Here is a 21,561-nt window from a genome sequence, read left to right on the forward strand (position 1 = left end):
CCGCCCCCCCTTTCGGCAAAATCAGTCGGAAAGCTCCTGCAGCTGGCTCAGCTTGTAGCACAGGGTCATCATGCTGTCATTCATATGTACATTTTCCACGATAGCGTCCGGGTGCTTCAAAGAAATATCGTAATGGCTGAAATTCCAAAAAGAACGAATACCCAGCTCATACAGCCCATCGGAAATTTCCTCTACAGATTCTCTGGGAATACAGAGGATCGCCATAATGGGCGCTTCTTTCTGATAAAACCTTTTGATCTCTTTATAATCCAGCACCTGATAATCGCCGATCGCAGTGCCGATCACCTTGGGCGAATTATCAAATATGCCGATCAGCTGAAAACCCAATTGCTCAAAAGGCATATGGCGAATAATAGCCCTGCCAAGATTTCCGGCGCCAATGAGGACACATTTGAATTTGTTTTGGATTCCCAGAATTTTTCCAATCTCTATGCAGAGCTGGGGAACATTGTAGCCATAGCCCTGTTGACCAAAACCGCCGAAACAGTTCAGATCCTGCCGGATCTGGGAAGCGGTCAGCCCCATTCGCTCGGAAAGCTCTTTAGAGGAAATTCGGGTGACGCCGTTCTTTTCCAGTTCGGACAAAAACCTGTAATATCTGGGAAGACGGCGAATAACGGACATGGAAATGTTTTCTTTCTTTTGCATGATAGTAATACTTCCTAAAACTGAAATTGAAATGATTACAACAGTTTCTGAAGGTTTTCATTGATTGCCCGCAGAAACCCTTCTGTATCTACCGACCTTACCTCTGGCAGCGTGGACATCGCAGCTAAATCTCCAGTCATAATACCGCTTTCAATGGTGTCAAGAGTGGCACGCTCCAGCTTATCGGCAAAATCAGAGAGAGCAGTATTTTCATCCAGCTCGCCGCGTTTCCGTAAAGCGCCTGTCCACGCAAAGATGGTCGCCACAGAATTGGTGGAAGTGGATTCTCCCTTCAGATGCTTGTAATAATGGCGCTGCACCGTTCCATGGGCGGCTTCGTACTCATAAACGCCGTCCGGGGAGACAAGCACGGAAGTCATCATCGCAAGGCTCCCAAAGGCTGTGGCGATCATATCGCTCATTACATCGCCATCATAGTTTTTGCACGCCCAGATATATCCGCCGCGGCTGCGGATCACTCTGGCAACAGCGTCATCGATCAGCGTATAGAAATACTCGATCCCGACCTTGCGGAACTTTTCTTCGTATTCCTTTTCAAAAATCTCCTGGAAAATATCCTTGAACCGATGGTCGTAAGTCTTGGAAATGGTGTCTTTTGTGGCAAACCAAAGGTCTTCCTTTGCGTCCAGCGCAAAATTAAAGCAGGAGCGGGCAAAGCTTTCAATACTCTTATCCAGATTATGCAAGCCTTGAATGATGCCATTGCTCTCGGCAAAGGTGTGAATGGGATATTTTTCTTCCGTGCCGTCCGCTTTTGTCACAAGAAGCTCCGCTTTCGCACCGGCGGGAACAGCAGCTTCCACATTTTTATACACATCGCCATAGGCGTGCCGCGCAATGGTGATCGGGAGCTTCCAACTGGGGATATAAGGCGTGATGCCGCGCACCAGAATCGGCGTGCGGAAGACGGTGCCGTCCAAGATAGCCCGAATGGTCCCATTGGGAGATTTCCACATTTTTTTCAGGTGGTATTCTTCTACTCTGGCAGCATTCGGCGTAATGGTGGCGCATTTCACGGCAACGCCATACTTTTTCGTTGCCATGGCAGAATCCACTGTCACCTGGTCATCGGTCTTATCCCGGTTTTCCAGCCCCAAATCGTAATAGTCAACATTCAAATCTACATAGGGGAGGATCAGGATATCTTTGATCAGTTTCCAGATGACCCGGGTCATTTCATCGCCGTCCATTTCCACTAACGGCGTCTTCATCTCGATCCTTTTCCAATCAGCCATACTTTTTTCCTTTCTGTGCCTCTTATTTTGCAGTTTGCCTGGTGTAATTCAGCAGCCCGCCCGCTAAGACCATTTCCCGCTGGCGTGGGGTCAATACAGCGGTCAGTTTGATTTCCATATTCTTTGTCAAATCCACCATGGTAACATCACAGCCCTGCTCCAGCTCCCTACGGATATTGGGCAGGCACAAATCGTCCATCTGGTCAATTTTGTCATAGTCTGCTTCATTTTGGAACTGCAAAGGGATCAGCCCGGCGTTTGCCAGGTTGGCACAGTGTATCCTTGCGTAGGATTTTGCCACCACTGCTTTGATCCCCAGATATAGCGGGACAAGCGCGGCGTGTTCTCTGGAAGACCCCTGACCGTAGTTGTGACCGCCAATGATGATCCCGCCCTTTTCCTTCCTGCAGCGGGCGGGAAAATCTTTATCGCACACGCCAAAGCAGAAATTGGACAGATAGGGGATATTGGAACGGTAGGGCAATATCTTTGCCCCGGCGGGCATGATGTGGTCCGTGGTAATATTGTCGCCGACCTTCAAAACAGCTTTCTTCTCCACACTGCTTTCCAGTGCTTCTGAGATGGGGAAGGGCTTGATATTGGGACCGCGTTCGATTTCCACCGTCTCCATCAGCGCCTCCGAAACAGGGGGAACAATGAGATTGTCGTTGATGAGAAATTCCTCCGGCATGGGAATTTCCACCGATCCTCCCAAGGTGCGGGGGTCGGTAAAAACGCCTGTCAATGCAGAGACGGCGGCAGTTTCAGGGCTGACCAAATAAACCTGCGCGTCTGCCGTGCCGCTGCGTCCTTCAAAGTTTCGGTTAAAGGTGCGCAGGGAAACTCCGCCGGACCTGGGAGCCTGTCCCATGCCGATACAGGGACCGCAGGCGCATTCCAGCACCCGGGCTCCCGCGGCGATAATATCTGCCAGCGCGCCGTTTTTCGCCAGCATATTGTATACCTGCTTCGAGCCACAGCCAATCGTCAGGCTCACGTCGGGGTGGACGGTTTTGCCCTTCAAAATGGCAGCCACCCGCATCATGTCCAGATAAGAAGAATTGGTACAGGAACCGATACAGCACTGGTCTATCTTGATGCCGGAAAGCTCCCGCACAGGCTTTACCGCATCGGGGCTGTGGGGGCAGGCCGCCAAAGACTCTATGGAAGAAAGGTCAAGGTCAATGACCTCATCATACTCCGCGTCTTCGTCAGATTTCAATTCAACCCAGCAATCCTCACGACCCTGCGCTTTCAGAAATTCCAGGGTAATTTCATCGGAAGGGAAGATGGAGGTGGTCGCGCCCAATTCAGTGCCCATGTTGGTGATGGTCGCCCGCTCCGGCACAGTCAGCGTGGCAATGCCTTCGCCGCCGTATTCAATGATTTTTCCCACGCCGCCCTTGACGCTGAGCTTTTGCAGAACCGCCAAAATCACGTCTTTTGCGGAAACCCAGGGAGAAAGCCGCCCGGTCAGGTTTATTTTTACCATTTTCGGCATAGTGATGTGATACTCGCCGCCGCCCATTGCCACAGCAACGTCCAGTCCGCCGGCGCCGAATGCCAGCATGCCGATACCGCCGCCGGTAGGCGTATGGCTGTCCGAGCCGATCAGGGTCTTGCCGGGAATGCCAAAACGCTCCAAATGCAGTTGATGGCAGATACCATTGCCGGGACGGGAAAAGTATATTCCGTGCTTTTTGGCAATGGACTGGATATATCTGTGGTCGTCGGCATTTTCAAAGCCGCTTTGCAGGGTGTTGTGGTCGATATACGCCACGCTGCGCTCTGTTTTGACCCGGGGGACCCCCATCGCCTCAAACTCGAGATACGCCATGGTCCCGGTAGCGTCCTGGGTCAAAGTCTGGTCTATCCGCAAACCGATGTCCTCGCCGGCATGCATTTCGCCGCTGACCAGATGACTGCGAATGATTTTTTCTGCAATTGTTGCGCCCATAGGTTTTGCTCCTTATTTTAATAATTTTTATGTCGTAAACTTTTTCCGTCACAGAAGCCCGAACCACTGCAACAGGAAAATGAATAGGAACACGGTCCCGATGGAAAGCAGGGAACTGAAAACTACAAGCTGGCTTGCCAGAGACTCGTCTCCGTCCATTTCTCCAGCCATGGTAAAGGAAGAAACCGCCACGGGGGAAGCAAACACAGCAAGCAGAATTGCCAGGGAAACTCCCCGGAAGCCCAGCAGTACGGCAAGCAGCAGGAAGAAGGCTGGGAAGAACAGTAGCTTTACTCCCAATGCAATACACAGGCTTTTCGCACAGCTGCCGACTTTGCGAAAACTGAAAGCCGCTCCCAAAACCACAAACGCCAGCGGCGTGGCAACAGAAGCAAGATTGGACACCGTTACGGAAATGGCATAAGGAAGCCGGATACGGAATATCAGGCATAAAATCCCCGCAATAGACGCCAGGATCAGCGGGTTTGTAAAAATCCCTTTCAGAATGCGGAAAAAGCCTGGTCGTCCGCCACGGAACAATTCCAAAGAAATAACTGCCAAAATGTAGTACAGGGGCAAAATCACAGCGACCAGAACGGAAGCGGGACCAGCAGCGTCATCGCCAAAAAGCGCGTTGCATATCGGAATGCCGAACAGCACGAAATTCCCATAGAACATTCCCTGCAGCATTACGCCGCGCCGGGAACCGTCCGATTCTACCAAAAACGCAATGCACAGCGCGATCAGGAATTGCAGCGTAACGCCGCCCAGCGTGTAAAACAGCGTGTAAGAATCAAAATGATACCATAAATCGTCTCTGTCCAGGGAATAGATATTCTGGAACACAAGCGCGGAAAGGAATACGGTGAAAACCATTCGGTTCATTTGATGAGCCGCCGTCTCGCTGACAACGCCTGTCAGCCGCACAACATAGCCCACTGCCATCAATAAAAAAAGGGGCAGAATGATTTCCAGGGCAATTTGCAGGCTCTCTATGGAAATCCCTCCCTTGTCAACATGATGTAAATATTAGTATACCACGAATCTTTCCGGCAGGCAATGAACTTTTTTCAGGTTTTTACATGTTTTTTCTTGAAGCCGCCGAAAACAAATGATATAATGGAAAAAGATTATTGTAAACCAATCTGTGTGGGAGAGCATCTTTCGGGACTTATCCTGTGATTTCTTGTGTCCTCTGTATGAATCTTTTCATTTCTGGCAGACTATCCTTGTAAAAGGAGGTACTGTCATGAAAAAGGAAGAGACAAGAAAAAATCAGTATAGATATTCAGAAGATGCCGACGACCAGAACCAGAACAACGATCAGGAGTTCAGCTCCGAGCAGCAGAAACAGATCACAGAAAGCGGCTCGGTCACTACGAAAAACAACGGGCACACGGTCCATTGCCTGACCATCATCGGGCAGATCGAGGGGCATTACATTTTACCCTCTCAGAACAAGACCACAAAATATGAGCACGTGATCCCCCAAATCGTAGCGGTTGAGGAAGACCCGCAAATCGACGGGCTCTTAATGCTGCTCAATACGGTTGGCGGCGATGTGGAGGCCGGGCTCGCTTTGGCAGAGCTGGTAGCCGGAATGAAAAAACCCACCGTTTCGTTGGTACTGGGCGGGGGACACTCTATCGGCGTACCTCTGGCGGTGGCGGCAAAGCGCTCCTTCATTGCGGAATCCGCTTCCATGACCATTCACCCGGTCCGCATGAATGGATTGGTGCTGGGGATCCCTCAAACGCTGGAATATTTTCAGCGAATGCAGGACCGCATTACAAATTTTGTGATTCAAAATTCCAATATCAGTAAGGAGCGCTTTATGACGCTGGCGATGAATACCCAGGAGCTTGTCATGGACGTGGGTACAGTGCTGGACGGTCCCGACGCGGTGGAGGAAGGGCTGATAGATTCGTTAGGTTCGCTTTCCGACGCGATGGATTGTCTGGATCGTATGATAGAAAAGGAAAAGCGCAAAAGAAAGCCGAAAACAGAAGCCGTAAAGGCTCACACCAAGAAAAAATCAAACTGAATACCTGCGGCGTCTTGCCGCTACATAATTTGTACATAGGAGGGACGTTATGTCTATTTTTGATGCGATCATTCAAGGGATCATTCAGGGAGCTACCGAATTTCTTCCGGTTTCCAGCAGCGGGCATTTATCCATTTCCCAGCATATTTTCGGCATTGAGCTTCCGGGGATACTTTTCGACATCATGCTTCATCTTGGCACGCTGATCGCTGTGATCTTTGTCTATCGCAATCTTGTATGGCGGCTGATCAAGGAATTTTTCTCGCTGTGCCGCGATTTGATCCACCGCGAGTTCAAATGGAGTGAAATGAGCCATGACCGTCGGCTGCTCATGATGCTGGTAATTGGCTTGCTGCCGTTGTTTTTGCTGTTCCTTCCCATTCCGGGAACCGGCATGAAGGTCAAGGATTTCTCTGAAATGCTGGCGTCCGACAAGGGCATGGTAGCAGAGGGCCTGGCTCTGCTTGCTACCAGCGCGTTGCTGTTTTTGGGAATTGCCGCCAACAAGCGTATGAAGCAGGAGAAAACCGTAGTCAACCGGGAGGGAAAGCGCGTTCCCGCACAGGGGCGAAAAAAAATACATACGATAGACGCCGTTTTGATTGGCATTACCCAATGCCTTGCGGCGATTTTTCCGGGGCTTTCCCGTTCAGGCTCTACCTTGTCTGTCGGACTGCTGCGGGGAATCAACCAGCAGACCGCCCTGGATTATTCTTTCGTGCTGGGGATACCCTCCATCGCGGCGGCGGCGCTTGTTTCTTTGAAAGACCTGGGCTCTGAAGGCGCGGCAATTGGGGCTGCGCCCCTGATTATCGGAATGCTGACCGCCATGGTGGTGGGCTTCCTTGCCATTAAATTATTGAAATGGATCGTTACTACAAATAAGCTGGAAATATTTGCTTACTATACATTGATAGTAGGCGGCGTTGTGACGATTTTGGGCATTATCGAACACATCATGCACCAGAATCTGTTTACGGGAAACCCGCTGTAACGGGAAAAGCTGTACGAGGAACGGAGTGAGAGATTTGGCAGGAAAACAAACTACATCTGCCGGAAAGAAGAAAACGGCAGCAAAGAAGCCGGCGTCTTCTTCTGCAAAAAAGAAGTCTACACAGACTGGGCGGGGACATACAGGCAGTTCCCGCCATATGACAGCGGAATCTATCCGGCAGCGCAATCAGATGCGGGCAGTGATACTGTTTGCCTGCGCTATTTTTCTGGGCTGCCTGGTGCTGATTCCCGGCGATAATTTGTGGAAATGGGCGCACGGCGCAGTTCTTGGTATTTTCGGCAGTTGGGCGGTGCTGTGGCCCGTTTTAATCATCTATGTGGCGGTCGTCACCGCGTTGGACAACCCGAAAGGCTCTATCGGCGGCAAGGTTTGGATGACGGTGCTTATCATTATCCTGTTTTGTGCTACCGGGTATGTGTTCAGTACAGAAACGCCGACACAGGGCATGAAAGTATGGGATTACATAGTTTCCCTGTACTATCAGAATTCCGGTATAGGCGGCGGTGTGATCGGTGGTATGCTGGGTCTGCCGCTCTTAAAAGCCGTGGGAACAGTCGGCGCGAGGATCATCGTGCTCCTGCTGTTGTTCGTTTCTATTATGCTGCTGACCGGCACTACGCTCATCAGCCTGTTCCGCACGTTGAAAAAGCCTGTGGACGTCGTATCGGAGGGGCTGCAAAACGCCAGACAGCGCAGGGAAGAGGAGCGCCTGATTTTAGAGGAGGACAGAGCGGCGTCCGCTGCGGCGATAGACATTCCCTTGGAACCGCACCCTGTAACGGATTCTTCCCCGAACTCGGAGGCTTCTAAGCTTTTCCCGAAAACGGAGCCAAAACGAAAGAAAAAGGAAAAGAATGAAACATTGGACAAGCTGGGAGAAGTGTTTGGCTTTGAAGACCCGGCGCTGCCATCTCCTGCGGAGCTTCCCCTGCCGGAAGAAATCCCCTTGCCGACAGAAGCTGCCGCCACGGCGCAAAATTCCAGTCTTGTTTCGGAAGCGCATACATCAATGGCAAATTCTGCCGAAGCCGCCTTTACCGACCTGCAGGAGACGGAAGACTTTTTGGCAGAAGCTATGCAGCCCATTGTGCCGGATACAGCGGCTTCCTCTATAACGGGACCTGTTCCGGCAGCTTCGGAAGAACCTGCCGTTCCTGACGAGGTGCAAAACCTCACGGAAGATTTCATGAGAAAGAAAGAGGAAAACGACCTCCGGGAAGCGACTACAGAACAGCAGGCGCTGTATCAGGCAGCAGAGCAGTTCAAAACAGAGTATTGTTATCCGCCTGTTACCATGCTGGCTGCCAGCCCGTTTTCCGACCCCGCACAGGAAACAGAGGAATTGCAGACCAATGGCCGCATTTTGGTAGACACGCTGAAAAGCTTTGGCGTGCAGACGAAAATCCTGGATATCTGCCGCGGTCCCTCCGTTACGCGGTATGAAATACAGCCTGCCGCCGGAGTGAAAATCAGCAAGATCACCAATCTTTCCGACGATCTGGCGCTGAATCTTGCCGCCACCGGCGTGCGTATCGAAGCGCCAATTCCCGGCAAAGCTGCCGTGGGCATTGAAGTTCCGAACAAGACCAGGAATACGGTGCGTATGCGGGAATTGATCGAGTCCAATTCCTTCCAGACCTCGAAAGGGAAGCTTTCAGTCGCGCTGGGGCGCGATATTGCCGGACAGCCTGTAGTGGCGGATCTTTCTAAAATGCCCCATTTGCTCATAGCGGGTACGACAGGCTCCGGCAAGTCGGTGTGTATCAACTCTCTGATTATCAGTATGTTGTACAAGGCAAGCCCTGATGAAGTGCGCTTTTTGATGATAGACCCCAAAGCTGTGGAGTTGACCGAGTATAATGGAATGCCCCATATGCTGGTGCCTGTGGTGACAGACCCACGGAAAGCTTCCGGCGCGCTTGGCTGGGCAGTGTCCGAAATGATGAACCGTTATAAAATTTTCTCGGAATTTAACGTCAGGAACCTGAAGGGCTATAATTCTTTAGCGGAGTCTCAGGATTTCCAGGATGAAAACGGTCAGCCCATGCCGTTCATGCCGCAAATCGTCATTATCATTGACGAGCTGGCTGATTTGATGATGGCGGCGCCCAAAGAGGTGGAGGATTCCATCTGCCGTTTGGCACAGCTTGCCCGCGCCGCGGGAATGCACCTTGTCGTAGCGACTCAGCGCCCTTCTGTAGACGTGGTGACCGGTCTCATCAAAGCAAATATCCCCAGCCGGATCGCGTTGACTGTTTCCAACGCTGTGGATTCCCGCACTATTTTGGACGCGGGCGGCGCAGAAAAGCTGTTGGGGAATGGCGATATGCTGTTTTCTCCCGTGGGCGCCAATAAACCCGTCCGTGTACAGGGCTGCTATGTCAGCGATGAAGAAATTTCCTCTATTGTAGAGTTTGTAAAAAAGACAAAAGTCATTGAATATGACGAAAGTGTGATCCAGGAGATCGAGCGCAACGCTGCCAGCGAAGGGGACAAGGGAGAGGCTTCCGAAAGTGATGGTGGATCTGCCGATCCCATGATGGACGAAGCCATTCGCTGTGTGGTGGAAGCCGGGCAGGCGTCTACCTCTCTGCTTCAGCGGCGATTACGATTAGGCTATGCCAGAGCCGGACGGTTGATTGACGAAATGGAGCAGCTGGGCATAGTAGGTCCCCATGAAGGCTCTAAACCCCGGCAGGTCTTGATGACCCAGGCGCAGTGGGCAGAGCGGAACATGCAAAAGCCTGACCCGGAAATTGTCAATCGAACAGATGACGGAATGGAGCTTTGATGGCAAAGCAGAAAAAGGCTGTCGAAAGCAGAAAGCCGGAATTTGAAAAGCGCGCGGAAAAACGCCGGTTTGCCCGCCAGATGGGGTTATTGCTGCTGGCGTTTATATTGGTCCTTTCCTGTACCTCTCAAGGTCGGCGGTTCTGGGCGCAGATGTTTCATTTGTCGAAGCTTGGCGGGAAAGTGGACGCGCCACTCAATATTCACGTGCTTGATGTGGGAAAGGCGGACGCTATTTTGATCGAATGCAACGGCCACGCAGCCCTGCTGGACGCCGGAACAGAGGTTTATGGAGAAACCATAATAGACTATATGGCACGAAGAAATATCGTTTCTTTGGACTATGCCATCGTCTCCCACCCGGACAAGGACCATCTGGGGGGCATGGCACAGGTGCTTTCCGAAGTGCCGACACAGGCTTTTGTCCGCTCCTGCTATTTTGAAGAAAAATACGAGGATACACGGAAAGCGGCTCGAGAAAAATCCATTTCAGAGCAAATTGTTGCGCCCGGTGAAACGTTAGCCCTGGGACAAGCTACGTTACGCATTCTTGCGCCGCTGACAGAGTACAGGGATACCAACAACGCATCTCTTGTCATTCGTCTGGAATATCCGGGTTTCACCGCGCTGTTTTGCGGAGATATCGAGGAAGAAGCGGAAAACGATCTGGTCGATAAGGTCAACCCCTTGCTTTCCGCTGATTTGTTGAAAGTCCCTCATCATGGCAGTAAGTCCTCCTGTACGGATCATTTTTTGCAGGCAGTATCGCCCCGATACGCGGTGATCTCCGTGGGAAACGACAACAATAAGCTTCCTTCAGAAAAGACTTTGCGAAAGCTGGACGATTGCTGCGAAAAAGTGTATCGCACCGATACAGACGGAACCGTGATCTTTTCCTTTACCGGGACAGAAGTGCAAATTTTTACCAAACAGTCTTAGCTGAAACTTTCTTTCATGACCGGCTGCTACACTTTACAGCACTAAAATACGGATTACAAACAGAACTTGTCAAAATCTCTACATTGATTTTCCCGGCGGACTCCGTTATAATAAAGTGACTGAGCTGGGATTCCTTGGGTGCAGAGTGTTTGTATTGTAAAGCCGCCAGGTTTCTCAAAACCATATTTCAGATAGAATTACAGGAGGAGAACTATGCCGAAACAGCTAATCATTGATCGGTTTGAAGGAAAATATGCCATTTGTGAGGACGCAGAGCAGAAATATTTCGCGATAGAAACCGCGGAGCTGCCGCCGGACGCCGAGGAGGGTGGCGTACTGGCAATTTCCGATGAGGGAGAACTGACGGTAGATACCGAAGAAACCCAGCGTCGCAGGGCGGAGATGGCGGAAAAGCAGCGCCGGGCATTTGGCAATTGAAGCCTGTTTTCAAAAATTGAGCCGAGCGGGAGATTTCCTTTTTCCCGCTCGGCTTTTCTTCTTTTCTTTGTAAATTTTTCAAGATGGCTTAAGCTCTTTTGCCAGCCTTTCTGCATAACGGACAGATGCCATCGCGTCTTTTCCGTAAAAATCGGCTCCAATGCTGTCGGAATATTCCTGAGTTAGTACAGCGCCGCCCACCATGATTTTGCACTGGGGCGCTTCCCGGCGCAGCAGGTCAATAGTTTCCTTCATGTTGGAAACCGTGGTGGTCATCAGGGCGCTCAAGCCCACCAGTTCAGCTTTTTCCCGCAAGACGGCTTCCAAAACTGTCTCCGGGGATACGTCCTTGCCCAAATCGATCACACGAAAGCCGTAGTTTTCCAGCAGTACTTTCACGATATTCTTCCCGATATCGTGAACGTCGCCTTTCACAGTGGCAATGACAATGGTCAAAGCGTTTCCCTGCTTGTCGCTTTCCTGCCCCATATGGCTTTTGATGGCTTCAAAGGCAGCTTTGGCGGCTTCCGCGCTCATGAGAAGCTGGGGGAGAAACAGCGTCTTTTTTTCAAATTTCTCACCCACCGTATCCAGTGCCGGAACAATGTATTGGTTGATCACATTCAGTCCTGTGGCGCCGTCCTGCAGCAGCTTTTCTGCCCCTTGAAACGCTGCGTTTTTTAAGCCCTTTTCAATAGAAGTTTTCAAATCCTGCTGTTCTATATTGGACGCATGGGGAGCAGGAGCAGTCTCGCCATTGGAACAGGCGGAAATATACGCCATGCAGTTATCGTCCAAGCCGGATAAGGCGCAGAAGGAACGACAGGCATGCATCATGATGTCGGACTTGGGGTTCATGATAGCGGCGTTTAAGCCGCTTTGCAGCGCCATAACAAAAAAAGCAGAGGTCACATTTTCCCGCTGGGGCAGCCCAAAGGAAACATTTGACACGCCCAGGGAGGTAAAGACCCCAAGCTCCTGCCGAATCAGCTTCAGAGCCTTCAGTGTGACCAGCGCCGCGTCCTGCCCGGCACTGATCGCCATGGTCAGCGGGTCTATCACAATATCGCTTTTTGCAATGCCGTATTCCGCGGCGGTTTCCACAATGAGCCGCGCCGCTTCCAGCCGCTCCTCCGCCGTTTCAGGGATCCCGTTTTCCGTGATGGTCAGACCAATCACAACGCCGCCGTACTTTTTTACCAGCGGGAAAATAGCTTCCATGGAAGCTTTCTTTGCGGTCACGGAATTGACCAGCGGCTTTCCGTTATACAGCCGCATAGCGCGTTCCATCGTGAGCGGGTCCGATGTGTCGATCTGCAAAGGCAGGGGAGAGATCGCCTGCAATTCCTGAACGACCTCGCACATCAAAGCAGGTTCGTCAATTTCCGGCAGCCCTACGTTCACGTCCAAGATATGTGCCCCGGCGTCCTGCTGAGAAATGCCTTCCCGCAGCAGGTAGGGGATATCGTGTTCGCGCAGGGCTTGTTTGAACCGGGATTTTCCCGTGGGGTTGATCCGTTCTCCGATAATGATGGGGCTTTTTCCAAATTCCACCGTTCTGCTGCCGGAGGACACTACAGTTTCAGGGGAAACGGCGGGGATAGGGCAGCTCTTTCCGCGACAGGTCTGCACCATGGCGGAAATGTGAGCCGGAGTTGTGCCGCAGCAGCCGCCGATAGCCTGCGCGCCTGCTTCCAGTATCATTTCCATATGCGCGGCAAATTCCTCCGCGGACACATCGTAAACAGTTTTCCCTTTTTCTTCTCTGGGCAGCCCGGCGTTTGGGTTGACAATGATCGGCAGCTTTGTCAGCGGGCGGAGCTGTTTTATCAAAGCGCACATCTGCGCGGGACCCAAGCCGCAGTTTAAGCCCAGCGCGTCTACCTTCAAGCCTTCCAGTACGGCAGCCATCACGGACAAATCTCCGCCCGTCAGCAGCTTCCCGGCTTCATCGAAGGTCATGGTGACGAAAACAGGCAGAGCGGAATTTTCCTTTGCAGCCAGCACAGCAGCCTTGGCTTCATAAATATCGGTCATGGTTTCGATGAGAACGCAGTCCGCTCCGGCTTCCGAACCGGCTCGCACCATTTCGCCAAAGGCACTTACAGCGCCCTCAAACGCCAAACCGCCCAAGGGCTGCAGCAGCTTTCCCGTCGGTCCGATATCCAGCGCCACCCAGCCGTGCCCGGCAGCACCCACAGTCTGCTTCGCCAATGCGATTCCCCGGGAAATTACATCTTTCACATCATGACCGCAATTTGCCAATTTGTAACGGTTCGCCCCGAAGGTATTTGCTTTCAGGATATCCGCTCCGGCGCGCAAATAGGCGGCATGAATGCTTCGGATCGTATCCGAATGGGTGAGATTCCACAATTCCGGCAATTCTCCGGGCATCAGCCCTTCTGCCTGCAGCATGGTCCCCATAGCGCCATCGAAAAATAGTAATTCACGTCCCAATTTTTTCAGTAATGTATTCATGCTTGTTCTTCCTTTCTAAAAGGACAGTCAGCGGCAGTGCAGGTCATGCATTTTCCAACATGGCACAAGGAAGGGTCAGGGGACAGACCGATAATGGCTGTAACTGATTTGAAAGGTATCATCAAGCAGTCGTCCGTCAGGCTGACGCCGATTTTTTTGGAAATATCCAGCGCCGCGAACAGAAATTTCTGATATTCCAGCTTAAAATCCCCATAACCCGGGCTGTACCGGGGACGAAGGTACAGGTTTTCCGCCCTGGCGATCTGTTCGATTTCCCGCTGTGCCACATCGGCGCATTCCTCAGTATAAGCGGCGGAGCAGGCTTGCAGCACAGGGACAAGGGGCATTTCTGTCAAGGAATAGCGTCGGATCAAAGAATCTATTCCTGCGCCCAATGTCATAGCAAACAGAAAAACCTCGGAGCAGCCCTGCAAATGCGCCGCCAGGTCCCTGCTGACAAGCTCCGTGCCGCCGATAGTGACGGTGCTTTCCCTTACCATGGCGGGAAAGCGCTGAAATACATGACGGGGAACAGCGGCAGCCGTAACTTCCCGTTCTGCCTTGGCAATCAAATCATCTAGCTGCTCCGTATCAGGCGCCGCGCCCAGATAGCGCAGAATTTCACGCTTATTCATAATTACCTCAAAATGCAGCTGAGATTTTGGAAAATCTTTTCTGCTGTTTCCGGGCGGTTCATGGTGTAAATATGGATATATTTCACGCCGTTGGCGATCAGGTCGATGATCTGCTCTGTAGCATAGGCAACGCCAGCCTGTTCCATAGCCAACGGATCGTCGGAAAATTTATCTGCAATGGCTTGAAAACGGGGAGGGAGCCGGGTGTTGGAAAGCTCACAGCTGCGCTTGATCTGCCGGGCGTTGATGACAGGCATAATGCCGGGAATTACCGGCACGGTGATCCCTGCCGCCAGAACACGGTAACGGAAATTGTAGTATACATTATTGTCAAAGAACATCTGGGTGGTAAGGAAATCACACCCGGCGTCCACTTTTTCCTTTAGAAAGCCGATGTCCGTTTCCTTATGCTCACACTCGATGTGACCTTCCGGGTAGCAGGCGCCGCCAATGCAGAAATCCCCCTGGGAACGGATATCCCGGATCAACTCAATGGCGTATTTATAATCCCCCTCGTCTCCCGTAAAGTCTTTTGGCTTGTCACCTCGGAGCGCCAGAATATTTTCAATTCCGTTTGCTTTCATTTCTGCCAGACGGTTTCTGATATCCTCTTTCCGGGAAGCGACACAGGTCATGTGCGCCAGCGCCGGAGTGTGCATTTCATTTTGAATATGGGAAGCGATGTCCACTGTTTTTTTAGAGGTGCTGCCGCCGGCGCCGTAGGTCACGCTGACAAAATCAGCGCCCAGCTGGCAAATGCGGTCTGCCACCTGGATCACATTGTCAAACCCGTTTTCCTTTTTGGGCGGGAAAATCTCACAGGAAACTGTGATTTTGTCCCTCTGGAGCAAATCTTTGATTCTCATTTTCTTTCCCTCGTCGTTTTTCTTTTGAATATATTTATACCATAAGCGCTAAAGGCGCGTTGGTGTAATGTGCCGATTTCCCGTTGTGCATAGCACAGGCTGGGCAAGGCAGATGAAATGCTGTAATACCTGAAGACCTTTGCAGATATTATAGCATAATTGAGAATTTTTTCAATGAAAAAGAAATGTGAATAAGGCTTTTGGAAAAAACATAAACCTTTACGAAAAGATTCGGAGGGGAGAGCTATGAAAAAAAGAGCCGGAAAGAAATTTATGTTTTTCTTGCTGTTCTGCGCATCGCTGGCGCTGTTTGTCGTGCAGACGATGCAGGCGTTTGGCATTGTACAGTTCCATGCGGACCTGTTTGAAAAGAAAGGCACCGTGGTGCTGGACGCCGGGCACGGCGGAGAAGACGGGGGCGCTGTAGGAACAAACGGCAAGCTGGAAAAGGATATCAACCTTGCCATAGCGCTGGAACTGGAAAAATATCTGAAACAGAACAATTTTGACGTGGTGATGATACGCTCCGGCGATTATTCCGTAGGCGACCAGAGCCTTTCCACCATTTCCGAGCGCAAAAGGTCCGATACCAAAAACCGCCTGCGCACTATTGAAGAAACAGGCGAGTGTATCTTTATCAGCATTCACCAAAATCATTTTTCAGAAAGCAAGTACGACGGCGCGCAGGTGTTCTATTCGGGAAATCGGGAGGAAAGCGCTGTTCTGGCGGAAAGTATCCGTCAAAATATCGTTTCTTCCTTACAGCCGGAAAACCACCGGGAAAACAAGCAGGCGGAAAAAAGCATTTACCTGCTGTACCATTGTCAGGTGCCGTCCGTTCTGGTAGAGTGCGGATTTCTCTCCAATCCTGCCGAAGCGGAAAAGCTGAGCCAGGAAAGCTATCAAAAATCCATGGCGGCGGCAATCTATAATGGTCTGATAGACTACCTGCAAACTGTAAAAGAATCGCTTTCAGCCAGCTCAAACGTTGGCAGCGATCTTTCTTAAAATATTTCCCGATTGGCAAACCGGGAAAACTGTGATATACTATATCTTGTAATAAATAGGGGAGAAACACCTATCTTTGCAGGAACGGAGCAGGAAACCAATGGCAGGGAAAAGCAAAATTACTTACGAATGCACCAAATGCGGCTATCAGTCTGCAAAATGGCTGGGAAGGTGCCCGGATTGCGGCGAATGGAACAGCATGGAAGAAACGGTGGCGGAGCCTGTGACCTCCACTCGTAGCGCCGCGGTTCGTACGGCAGGCGGGGGAGCGCTGGTGCGCGCTACGTCCATCAATGAGATCAGTACGGAAGACGAGCACCGCTACCACACCGGGCTGTCAGAGCTGGACAGAGTGCTGGGCGGCGGAATTGTAAAAGGCTCGCTGGTGCTGATATCCGGCGACCCCGGTATCGGAAAATCCACGCTGTTGCTGCAAATTTGTGAGTTTATGGGGCAAACGCTGAAGATCCTTTACGTATCGGGAGAGGAATCAGCCCGGCAAATCAAGCTGAGAGCAACCAGGCTCGGAGTGCAAAGCCCGAATTTGAAGATTTTGACCCAGACCGATGTGCAGTATATCACGGAGGAAATTCGGGAAGAAAAGCCCGATCTCGTTATGATAGACTCTATCCAGACTATGAACCATACCGATTTATCCTCTTCGCCGGGCAGCATCACCCAAGTGCGGGAATGCACCAACACCATGATGCGCTGCGCAAAATCTCTGGATATTCCCGTTATCATCGTAGGGCACGTCAACAAAGACGGCGCCATTGCAGGTCCAAAGGTACTGGAGCACATTGTAGACGCCGTGCTGTATTTTGAGGGAGACCGGCAGATGACTTACCGCATTCTGCGGGCTGTGAAGAACCGTTATGGCTCCACCAATGAAATTGGCGTGTTCGATATGGGGGAAAGCGGTCTGCAGCAGGTGGAAAATCCATCTCAGGCAATGCTTTCCGGCAGACCAAAGGACGTTTCCGGCACCTGCGTTACCGCCGTGATGGAGGGTTCCCGCCCAATCTTGGCAGAGATCCAGGGCTTGGCGACCACCTCCGGCTTTGGCACGCCGCGCCGAATGTCAACAGGCTTCGATTATAACCGTATGGCGCTGATTTTGGCGGTTCTGGAAAAGCGGGCAGGATATTATTTTTCCAATCTGGACGCTTATCTGAACGTGGTCGGCGGGCTGCGGCTGGACGAACCCTCTGTTGACCTTGCGGTAGCCATGGCGCTGATTTCCAGCCTGAAGGACAAGCCTATCAGGGAAGATACTGTGGTGTTTGGAGAAATCGGTCTGGCAGGGGAGCTGCGCAGCGTGAACCGGGCAGAGCTCCGCATTTCCGAAGCCTCGCGGCTGGGGTTTACCCGCTGCATTGTTCCGTATCACAATTTGAAGGGGATCAATCACCCTCAGGAAATTGAGGTAATTGGCGCAAAAAATATCCGTGACGCCTATGAAGCTGCCACATGAAAACTTTATTTTCCATTCCAAGGCTGCCAAACACGACGGCAAAGCTGGTGCTGATATCCGGCGAATATCCTGCCTTTGCGCAGAAGCTGCGGGAAATGCAGATAGATACTATTGAAACAGAGCGGGACAGTAGGCTGCCGCCACCAGTAGCTTTCCACCCGGATATGCAGGCGTGTATCCTAAGCAAGGAAATTATGTTCGTTTTGCAGGGAAGCCCTTTAGTACAGAAGCTGTCAGGTTATGGGATATACCCAGAAGAAACAGAACGGGAGCCGGGAAATGTCTATCCGGCTGATGTTTTATGCAATGCCTTTGTTTGGAACAAATTTTTGTGCGGGAATTTGCCGGTACTTGATGGTAGACTGCGGAGAGCCTCCAAACAGCTGGGATACAGGGAAATATTTGTTCGACAAGGGTATGCAGCTTGTTCTGTGGCGTTGGTGAATGAAAAAGCCGCCATAACATCGGACAGGGGAATCGCAAAGGCTTTGCGCCAATTTGGCGCTGACGTTTTAGAGATTCAGCCGGGTCATATTGAGCTGCCAGGGTACAGCACAGGCTTTACCGGCGGCTGCTGCGGGAAATTGTCACCGGGGCTGATGGCGTTTTCCGGGAGTCTGGAAAGTCACCCGGACGGTTTGCGGATCAAAAGCTTTCTTACAGACCGGGGAATAAAAACTGTAGAACTGAGCAGCGACAGGTTGCTGGACATTGGCGGAATTATTCCACTGCAATAATGAACAGGTACTTGCAGGAAACAAAGTGCGTGTGGAGGAACAGAAGCGATTCATGAAATTTCCACTTGGCATGCATGAAGAAAAACGTTTCTCTGAAAAAAGGAAGCAATTTATAAAGGAAGCGTCCCAAAATGGGCAGGTAAAAAACGAAATCCTAAATTATAGAAAATGAATATTTTCTATAATTTAGGAGAGATTAAAAACAGAAATAAGGAGGTTATCCTACAGAAATGAGCTTTTCCATTAAAGACGATATGCCATACGTGGTACAGGAATATGCCATGTATTTGCGCAACATCAAGGGTTTATCCGCAAAAACCGTGGAACAGTATTGCAAAGACCTGCGGACTTTTTTTCGATTTATCAAATTGGACCGCGGTCTTTGTGGCGAGATTCCCATGTCTGAAACTCCTGTGCAAGACGTGGATATTGATTTTATCAAATCCATTCGAGCCTACGACGTATTTTCTTTTATGAACTTCGTGGCTGACGAGCGAAATAATATGGCGTCTACCCGGCAGCGAAAATCCACCTCGCTGAAATCCTTTTTCAATTATCTGACGGTCCATGAGAAGCTGCTAAATGAAAATCCCACAGAGAACCTGACTCCCCCAAAAAAGAAGAAGTCTCTTCCCCATTTTTTATCTCTCGAACAAAGTATCGAACTATTGAACGCAGTAGAAGGACCCAATGCGGAGCGCGACCGCTGCATTCTGACGCTGTTTCTAAACTGTGGAATGCGGCTTTCCGAGCTGGTTTCCATCAATCTTTCCGACGTGATACACAACAATTCTACCCTGCGGATTCTGGGCAAAGGCAATAAAGAGCGCATTGTGTACTTAAATCAGGCGTGCCTGGAAGCAATCGACGCCTATCTGGCTGTGCGCCCAAAAGACAATGTGATAGACCGAAACGCCCTGTTTCTCAGTAACCGCGGCACCCGAATAAAGCCTATCACAGTGGAGCTTATGGTCAAGAAATACCTGGACAAAATCGGCCTCAGCGGTCCTGGATATTCTGTTCACAAGCTGCGCCACACCGCCGCCACGCTCATGTATCGGTATGGCGGCGTAGATATCCGCGTCCTTCAGGATATTCTGGGTCATGCCAATCTGGGCACTACAGAAATTTATACCCATACCTCCAGCGACCAGATGGAACAGGCAATCAACGCAAACCCTCTGGCAAATGTCACGAAGCGAAAATCAAAGCCCAGTAGTAAAGCCGTTTTACTTGACGGCGAACAGGACGAACCAGATGAATAACCCGATCGAACTCTGTTTTCCTTTCAGATTTCAAAAAGCTATGAGGAGACGCTATCATGCAATTCGGAATGCCAACGTTAGTGGAAAATCGAACATTGGAAGAAAATATTGCTTTGTGCAAAAGATTGGGTTTAAGCTTCATCGAGTTGAACATGAATTTTCCAGAATACCAACTAAACCGACTGGAAAGGGTAAATGCTTTACTGGAAGCCGCAAGTTCGGCAGGGATCTATTACACCATACACCTTGATGAAAATCTGGATATCGCAAATTTCAATCAGCTTGTGTCTTCCGCGTACCTTGAAACGGTTCAAAGAACCATTGATGTCGCAAAGAAGCTGATCGGTCTGCGCGATAGATACGGAGACGTATCCCAGCCTCTTGTCCTTAATATGCACATAAACCACGGTATCTATATTACCCTTCCTAATCAAAAGGTCCAGATGTATGAGCGAAATTTTGATACCTACAAAAGCTCTTATTTGCTTTTCCGAAAGCTGTGTGAAAAGTGGATCGGCAGTGCAGATATCGTGATTTCTATTGAAAACACCGACCTCTTTCGGTATTATGAGAGAAAGGTGATTGAACAGTTGCTGCAAAGCCCTGCATTTTGCTTGACCTGGGATATTGGGCATTCCAAAGCAGCCGGAGAAAGAGATCGTTCTTTTCTTGAGACACACCAGCCAAAGCTGTGCCATTTCCATATTCATGACGGCACAGAAGCTCCTCCTAAAAACCATCTTGCCCTTGGCGACGGTGAAATAGAGTTGGAGAAAAGGCTTCAGCTTGCAAAAAAACGCAATGCCAGGTGTGTGCTGGAAACAAAAACTGCCGCAGCTTTGGAAAAATCCGTGCACTGGCTGAAACAAAGAAATTATCTCTAACGCTAAAAAAGGAACCCGGAATCAACATGATTTTCCGGGTTCCTTTTTTATATGAGAGTTCCTTGCTTCGGTTCTTTACAAATTGTGTTCTTCTCTTTCCTGCTCTGTCAACTGAGACTGCTTTACAAGCTTCCCGTTGATATACACGTATTTGTCTTCGTCAGAGCGCTGCTCCCTGGAAGGCTCTTTGAATATTCCCGGAAAGCTCGCCGTTACGGAATCGCCCTCCGCCGGATTTTTCCTGCCGGCATTTTTCTCTTCCTCCAGCTTTCTCTGATAAGGCTGGATCAAATATTGGTCAATGACGGGATATATAGTGAAATTGATAAGGTAGCTGACAAAGGAAAACAGCAGTAAAATCACTATCCAGAAGAAAATCATTACGGTCAGCGGCATAATGGGAATCAACAGCACCGCAATGACCAAAGCTGCCAAAACCAAAGTGATCAGTAGATTCCTGCCAAACCCGGCAAGAACGAAAATCAGGGCGTTTTTATAAACTTGCCCGAATTTCAGATCAAAGGTCACAAACATAACGGGAATATAATACTGCGCCCATAAGAACGTCACTGCAACCACGATACAGACCCAGAAGGGCACATACAGCAAGGCGTTTGACACCGCGTTGTTGTAATAATATATCATAGCAAAGCTCAGTACCACGTACAGCAAGTACGTGACGAAGCCGTTCAGCAGGAAGTATTTCCAGTTGTTTTTTACGGCGCTCCAAAAATCGGACCAGACAAAAGCGTGCTCCTCACGGGCAAAGTTCCGCGTCACATAGGTCAGCCCGGCGGTAAAAGGAGCTAACATCACCACAGGCAGCGGCACAACGTACAAGTTCCAGATATCCAGCGTGACCTTCCCGCTGGCAGTCATTATCTGTATGACGATATGCGGCAAAAACAGGTAGATACAAGCCATCAGGACAGCTACCACTACGGCAGGTATCATAAAGATCAGATTCAGTTGGAGCAGTTTAGTGAATTTTCTGCCGTATATTTCAAAAAAGCGGATCGGCGCAGCCTTGGGGATCTCGTCTTTTTCCACGCCGGGTCCCGGCTTATTGTAGCTCCCCCAAAAGTTAAAAAGACCCATATTTCTCT

18 protein-coding genes are annotated in these 21,561 nt (G+C 50.4%); 10 read left to right on the forward strand and 8 right to left on the reverse strand.

Going from position 1 to position 21,561, the window contains the following annotated elements:
• Positions 1-21: 21 nt before the first annotated feature.
• The 4 genes from AB8996_RS04000 to AB8996_RS04015 are packed head-to-tail and all read right to left on the reverse strand — an operon-like array spanning position 22 to position 4,884.
• A complete protein-coding gene (locus AB8996_RS04000; RefSeq protein WP_369297674.1) occupies positions 22-669 on the reverse strand; it encodes a redox-sensing transcriptional repressor Rex in 648 nt (215 codons plus the stop codon).
• Positions 670-704: 35 nt separating this feature from the next.
• Positions 705-1,925 (reverse strand): NADP-dependent isocitrate dehydrogenase, encoded by a 1,221-nt coding sequence (locus AB8996_RS04005; protein WP_369297675.1) that lies wholly within the window; start codon positions 1,923-1,925, stop codon positions 705-707.
• A 22-nt stretch (positions 1,926-1,947) separates the two neighbouring features.
• Positions 1,948-3,882, reverse strand: a complete 1,935-nt coding sequence (locus AB8996_RS04010; RefSeq protein WP_369297676.1) for an aconitate hydratase — start codon at positions 3,880-3,882, stop codon at positions 1,948-1,950.
• A gap of 48 nt (positions 3,883-3,930) precedes the next feature.
• On the reverse strand, positions 3,931-4,884 hold the full coding sequence (locus AB8996_RS04015) for an AEC family transporter (RefSeq protein ID WP_369297722.1): 954 nt from the start codon (positions 4,882-4,884) through the stop codon (positions 3,931-3,933).
• A 247-nt stretch (positions 4,885-5,131) separates the two neighbouring features.
• On the opposite strand from AB8996_RS04015, the gene AB8996_RS04020 reads away from it, so the two are divergent.
• The 5 genes from AB8996_RS04020 (at position 5,132) to AB8996_RS04040 (ending at position 11,108) form a co-directional block, all read left to right on the forward strand.
• The gene (locus AB8996_RS04020; RefSeq protein WP_369297677.1) at positions 5,132-5,926 is read left to right on the forward strand and encodes a ClpP family protease; all 795 of its coding nucleotides are present in this window, start codon (positions 5,132-5,134) and stop codon (positions 5,924-5,926) included.
• 49 nt (positions 5,927-5,975) lie between these two features.
• Entirely contained in the window at positions 5,976-6,920 is a 945-nt protein-coding gene (locus tag AB8996_RS04025; protein WP_369297678.1) for an undecaprenyl-diphosphate phosphatase, read from the forward strand.
• Positions 6,921-7,077: 157 nt separating this feature from the next.
• Positions 7,078-9,732, forward strand: coding sequence for a DNA translocase FtsK 4TM domain-containing protein (locus AB8996_RS04030; RefSeq protein WP_369297679.1), 2,655 nt, complete (start codon positions 7,078-7,080; stop codon positions 9,730-9,732).
• On the forward strand, positions 9,732-10,670 hold the full coding sequence (locus AB8996_RS04035) for a ComEC/Rec2 family competence protein (protein ID WP_369297680.1): 939 nt from the start codon (positions 9,732-9,734) through the stop codon (positions 10,668-10,670). The genes AB8996_RS04030 and AB8996_RS04035 overlap by 1 nt, the downstream gene beginning before the upstream one ends.
• Before the next feature lie 213 nt (positions 10,671-10,883).
• A complete protein-coding gene (locus AB8996_RS04040; RefSeq protein ID WP_369297681.1) occupies positions 10,884-11,108 on the forward strand; it encodes a DUF3006 domain-containing protein in 225 nt (74 codons plus the stop codon).
• A 78-nt stretch (positions 11,109-11,186) separates the two neighbouring features.
• Here AB8996_RS04040 and AB8996_RS04045 read toward each other — a convergent pair whose 3' ends face one another.
• Genes AB8996_RS04045 through metF form a run of 3 tightly spaced genes read right to left on the reverse strand, consistent with a single transcriptional unit; the run spans position 11,187 to position 15,087 of the window.
• Entirely contained in the window at positions 11,187-13,586 is a 2,400-nt protein-coding gene (locus tag AB8996_RS04045; protein ID WP_369297682.1) for a homocysteine S-methyltransferase family protein, read from the reverse strand.
• Positions 13,583-14,221 carry a vitamin B12 dependent-methionine synthase activation domain-containing protein gene (locus tag AB8996_RS04050; protein WP_369297683.1) on the reverse strand — a complete coding sequence of 213 codons (639 nt, stop codon included), beginning with the start codon at positions 14,219-14,221 and terminating at the stop codon, positions 13,583-13,585. Before AB8996_RS04050 ends, AB8996_RS04045 begins: the two co-directional genes overlap by 4 nt.
• Before the next feature lie 2 nt (positions 14,222-14,223).
• Positions 14,224-15,087 carry a methylenetetrahydrofolate reductase [NAD(P)H] gene (gene metF / locus AB8996_RS04055; RefSeq protein WP_369297684.1) on the reverse strand — a complete coding sequence of 288 codons (864 nt, stop codon included), beginning with the start codon at positions 15,085-15,087 and terminating at the stop codon, positions 14,224-14,226.
• Positions 15,088-15,333: 246 nt separating this feature from the next.
• Between metF and AB8996_RS04060 the strand changes: the two genes are divergently transcribed.
• The 5 genes from AB8996_RS04060 to AB8996_RS04080 all read left to right on the forward strand — a co-directional run bounded on the left by AB8996_RS04060 (position 15,334) and on the right by AB8996_RS04080 (position 20,455).
• A complete protein-coding gene (locus AB8996_RS04060; protein ID WP_369297685.1) occupies positions 15,334-16,095 on the forward strand; it encodes an N-acetylmuramoyl-L-alanine amidase in 762 nt (253 codons plus the stop codon).
• Positions 16,096-16,195: 100 nt separating this feature from the next.
• Positions 16,196-17,569 (forward strand): DNA repair protein RadA, encoded by a 1,374-nt coding sequence (gene radA / locus AB8996_RS04065; protein WP_369297686.1) that lies wholly within the window; start codon positions 16,196-16,198, stop codon positions 17,567-17,569.
• Positions 17,566-18,306, forward strand: coding sequence for a DUF6873 family GME fold protein (locus AB8996_RS04070; protein ID WP_369297687.1), 741 nt, complete (start codon positions 17,566-17,568; stop codon positions 18,304-18,306). Before radA ends, AB8996_RS04070 begins: the two co-directional genes overlap by 4 nt.
• A 230-nt stretch (positions 18,307-18,536) precedes the next feature.
• Positions 18,537-19,571, forward strand: a complete 1,035-nt coding sequence (locus AB8996_RS04075) for a tyrosine recombinase XerC (protein WP_369297688.1) — start codon at positions 18,537-18,539, stop codon at positions 19,569-19,571.
• Positions 19,572-19,639: 68 nt separating this feature from the next.
• Positions 19,640-20,455 carry a sugar phosphate isomerase/epimerase family protein gene (locus AB8996_RS04080; protein WP_369297689.1) on the forward strand — a complete coding sequence of 272 codons (816 nt, stop codon included), beginning with the start codon at positions 19,640-19,642 and terminating at the stop codon, positions 20,453-20,455.
• A gap of 75 nt (positions 20,456-20,530) precedes the next feature.
• Here AB8996_RS04080 and AB8996_RS04085 read toward each other — a convergent pair whose 3' ends face one another.
• Positions 20,531-21,553, reverse strand: coding sequence for a DUF624 domain-containing protein (locus AB8996_RS04085; protein WP_369297690.1), 1,023 nt, complete (start codon positions 21,551-21,553; stop codon positions 20,531-20,533).
• Positions 21,554-21,561: the final 8 nt, after the last annotated feature.

Source organism: uncultured Neglectibacter sp. (assembly GCA_937958185.1).
Taxonomy (GTDB): Bacteria; Bacillota; Clostridia; order Oscillospirales; family Acutalibacteraceae; genus Acutalibacter.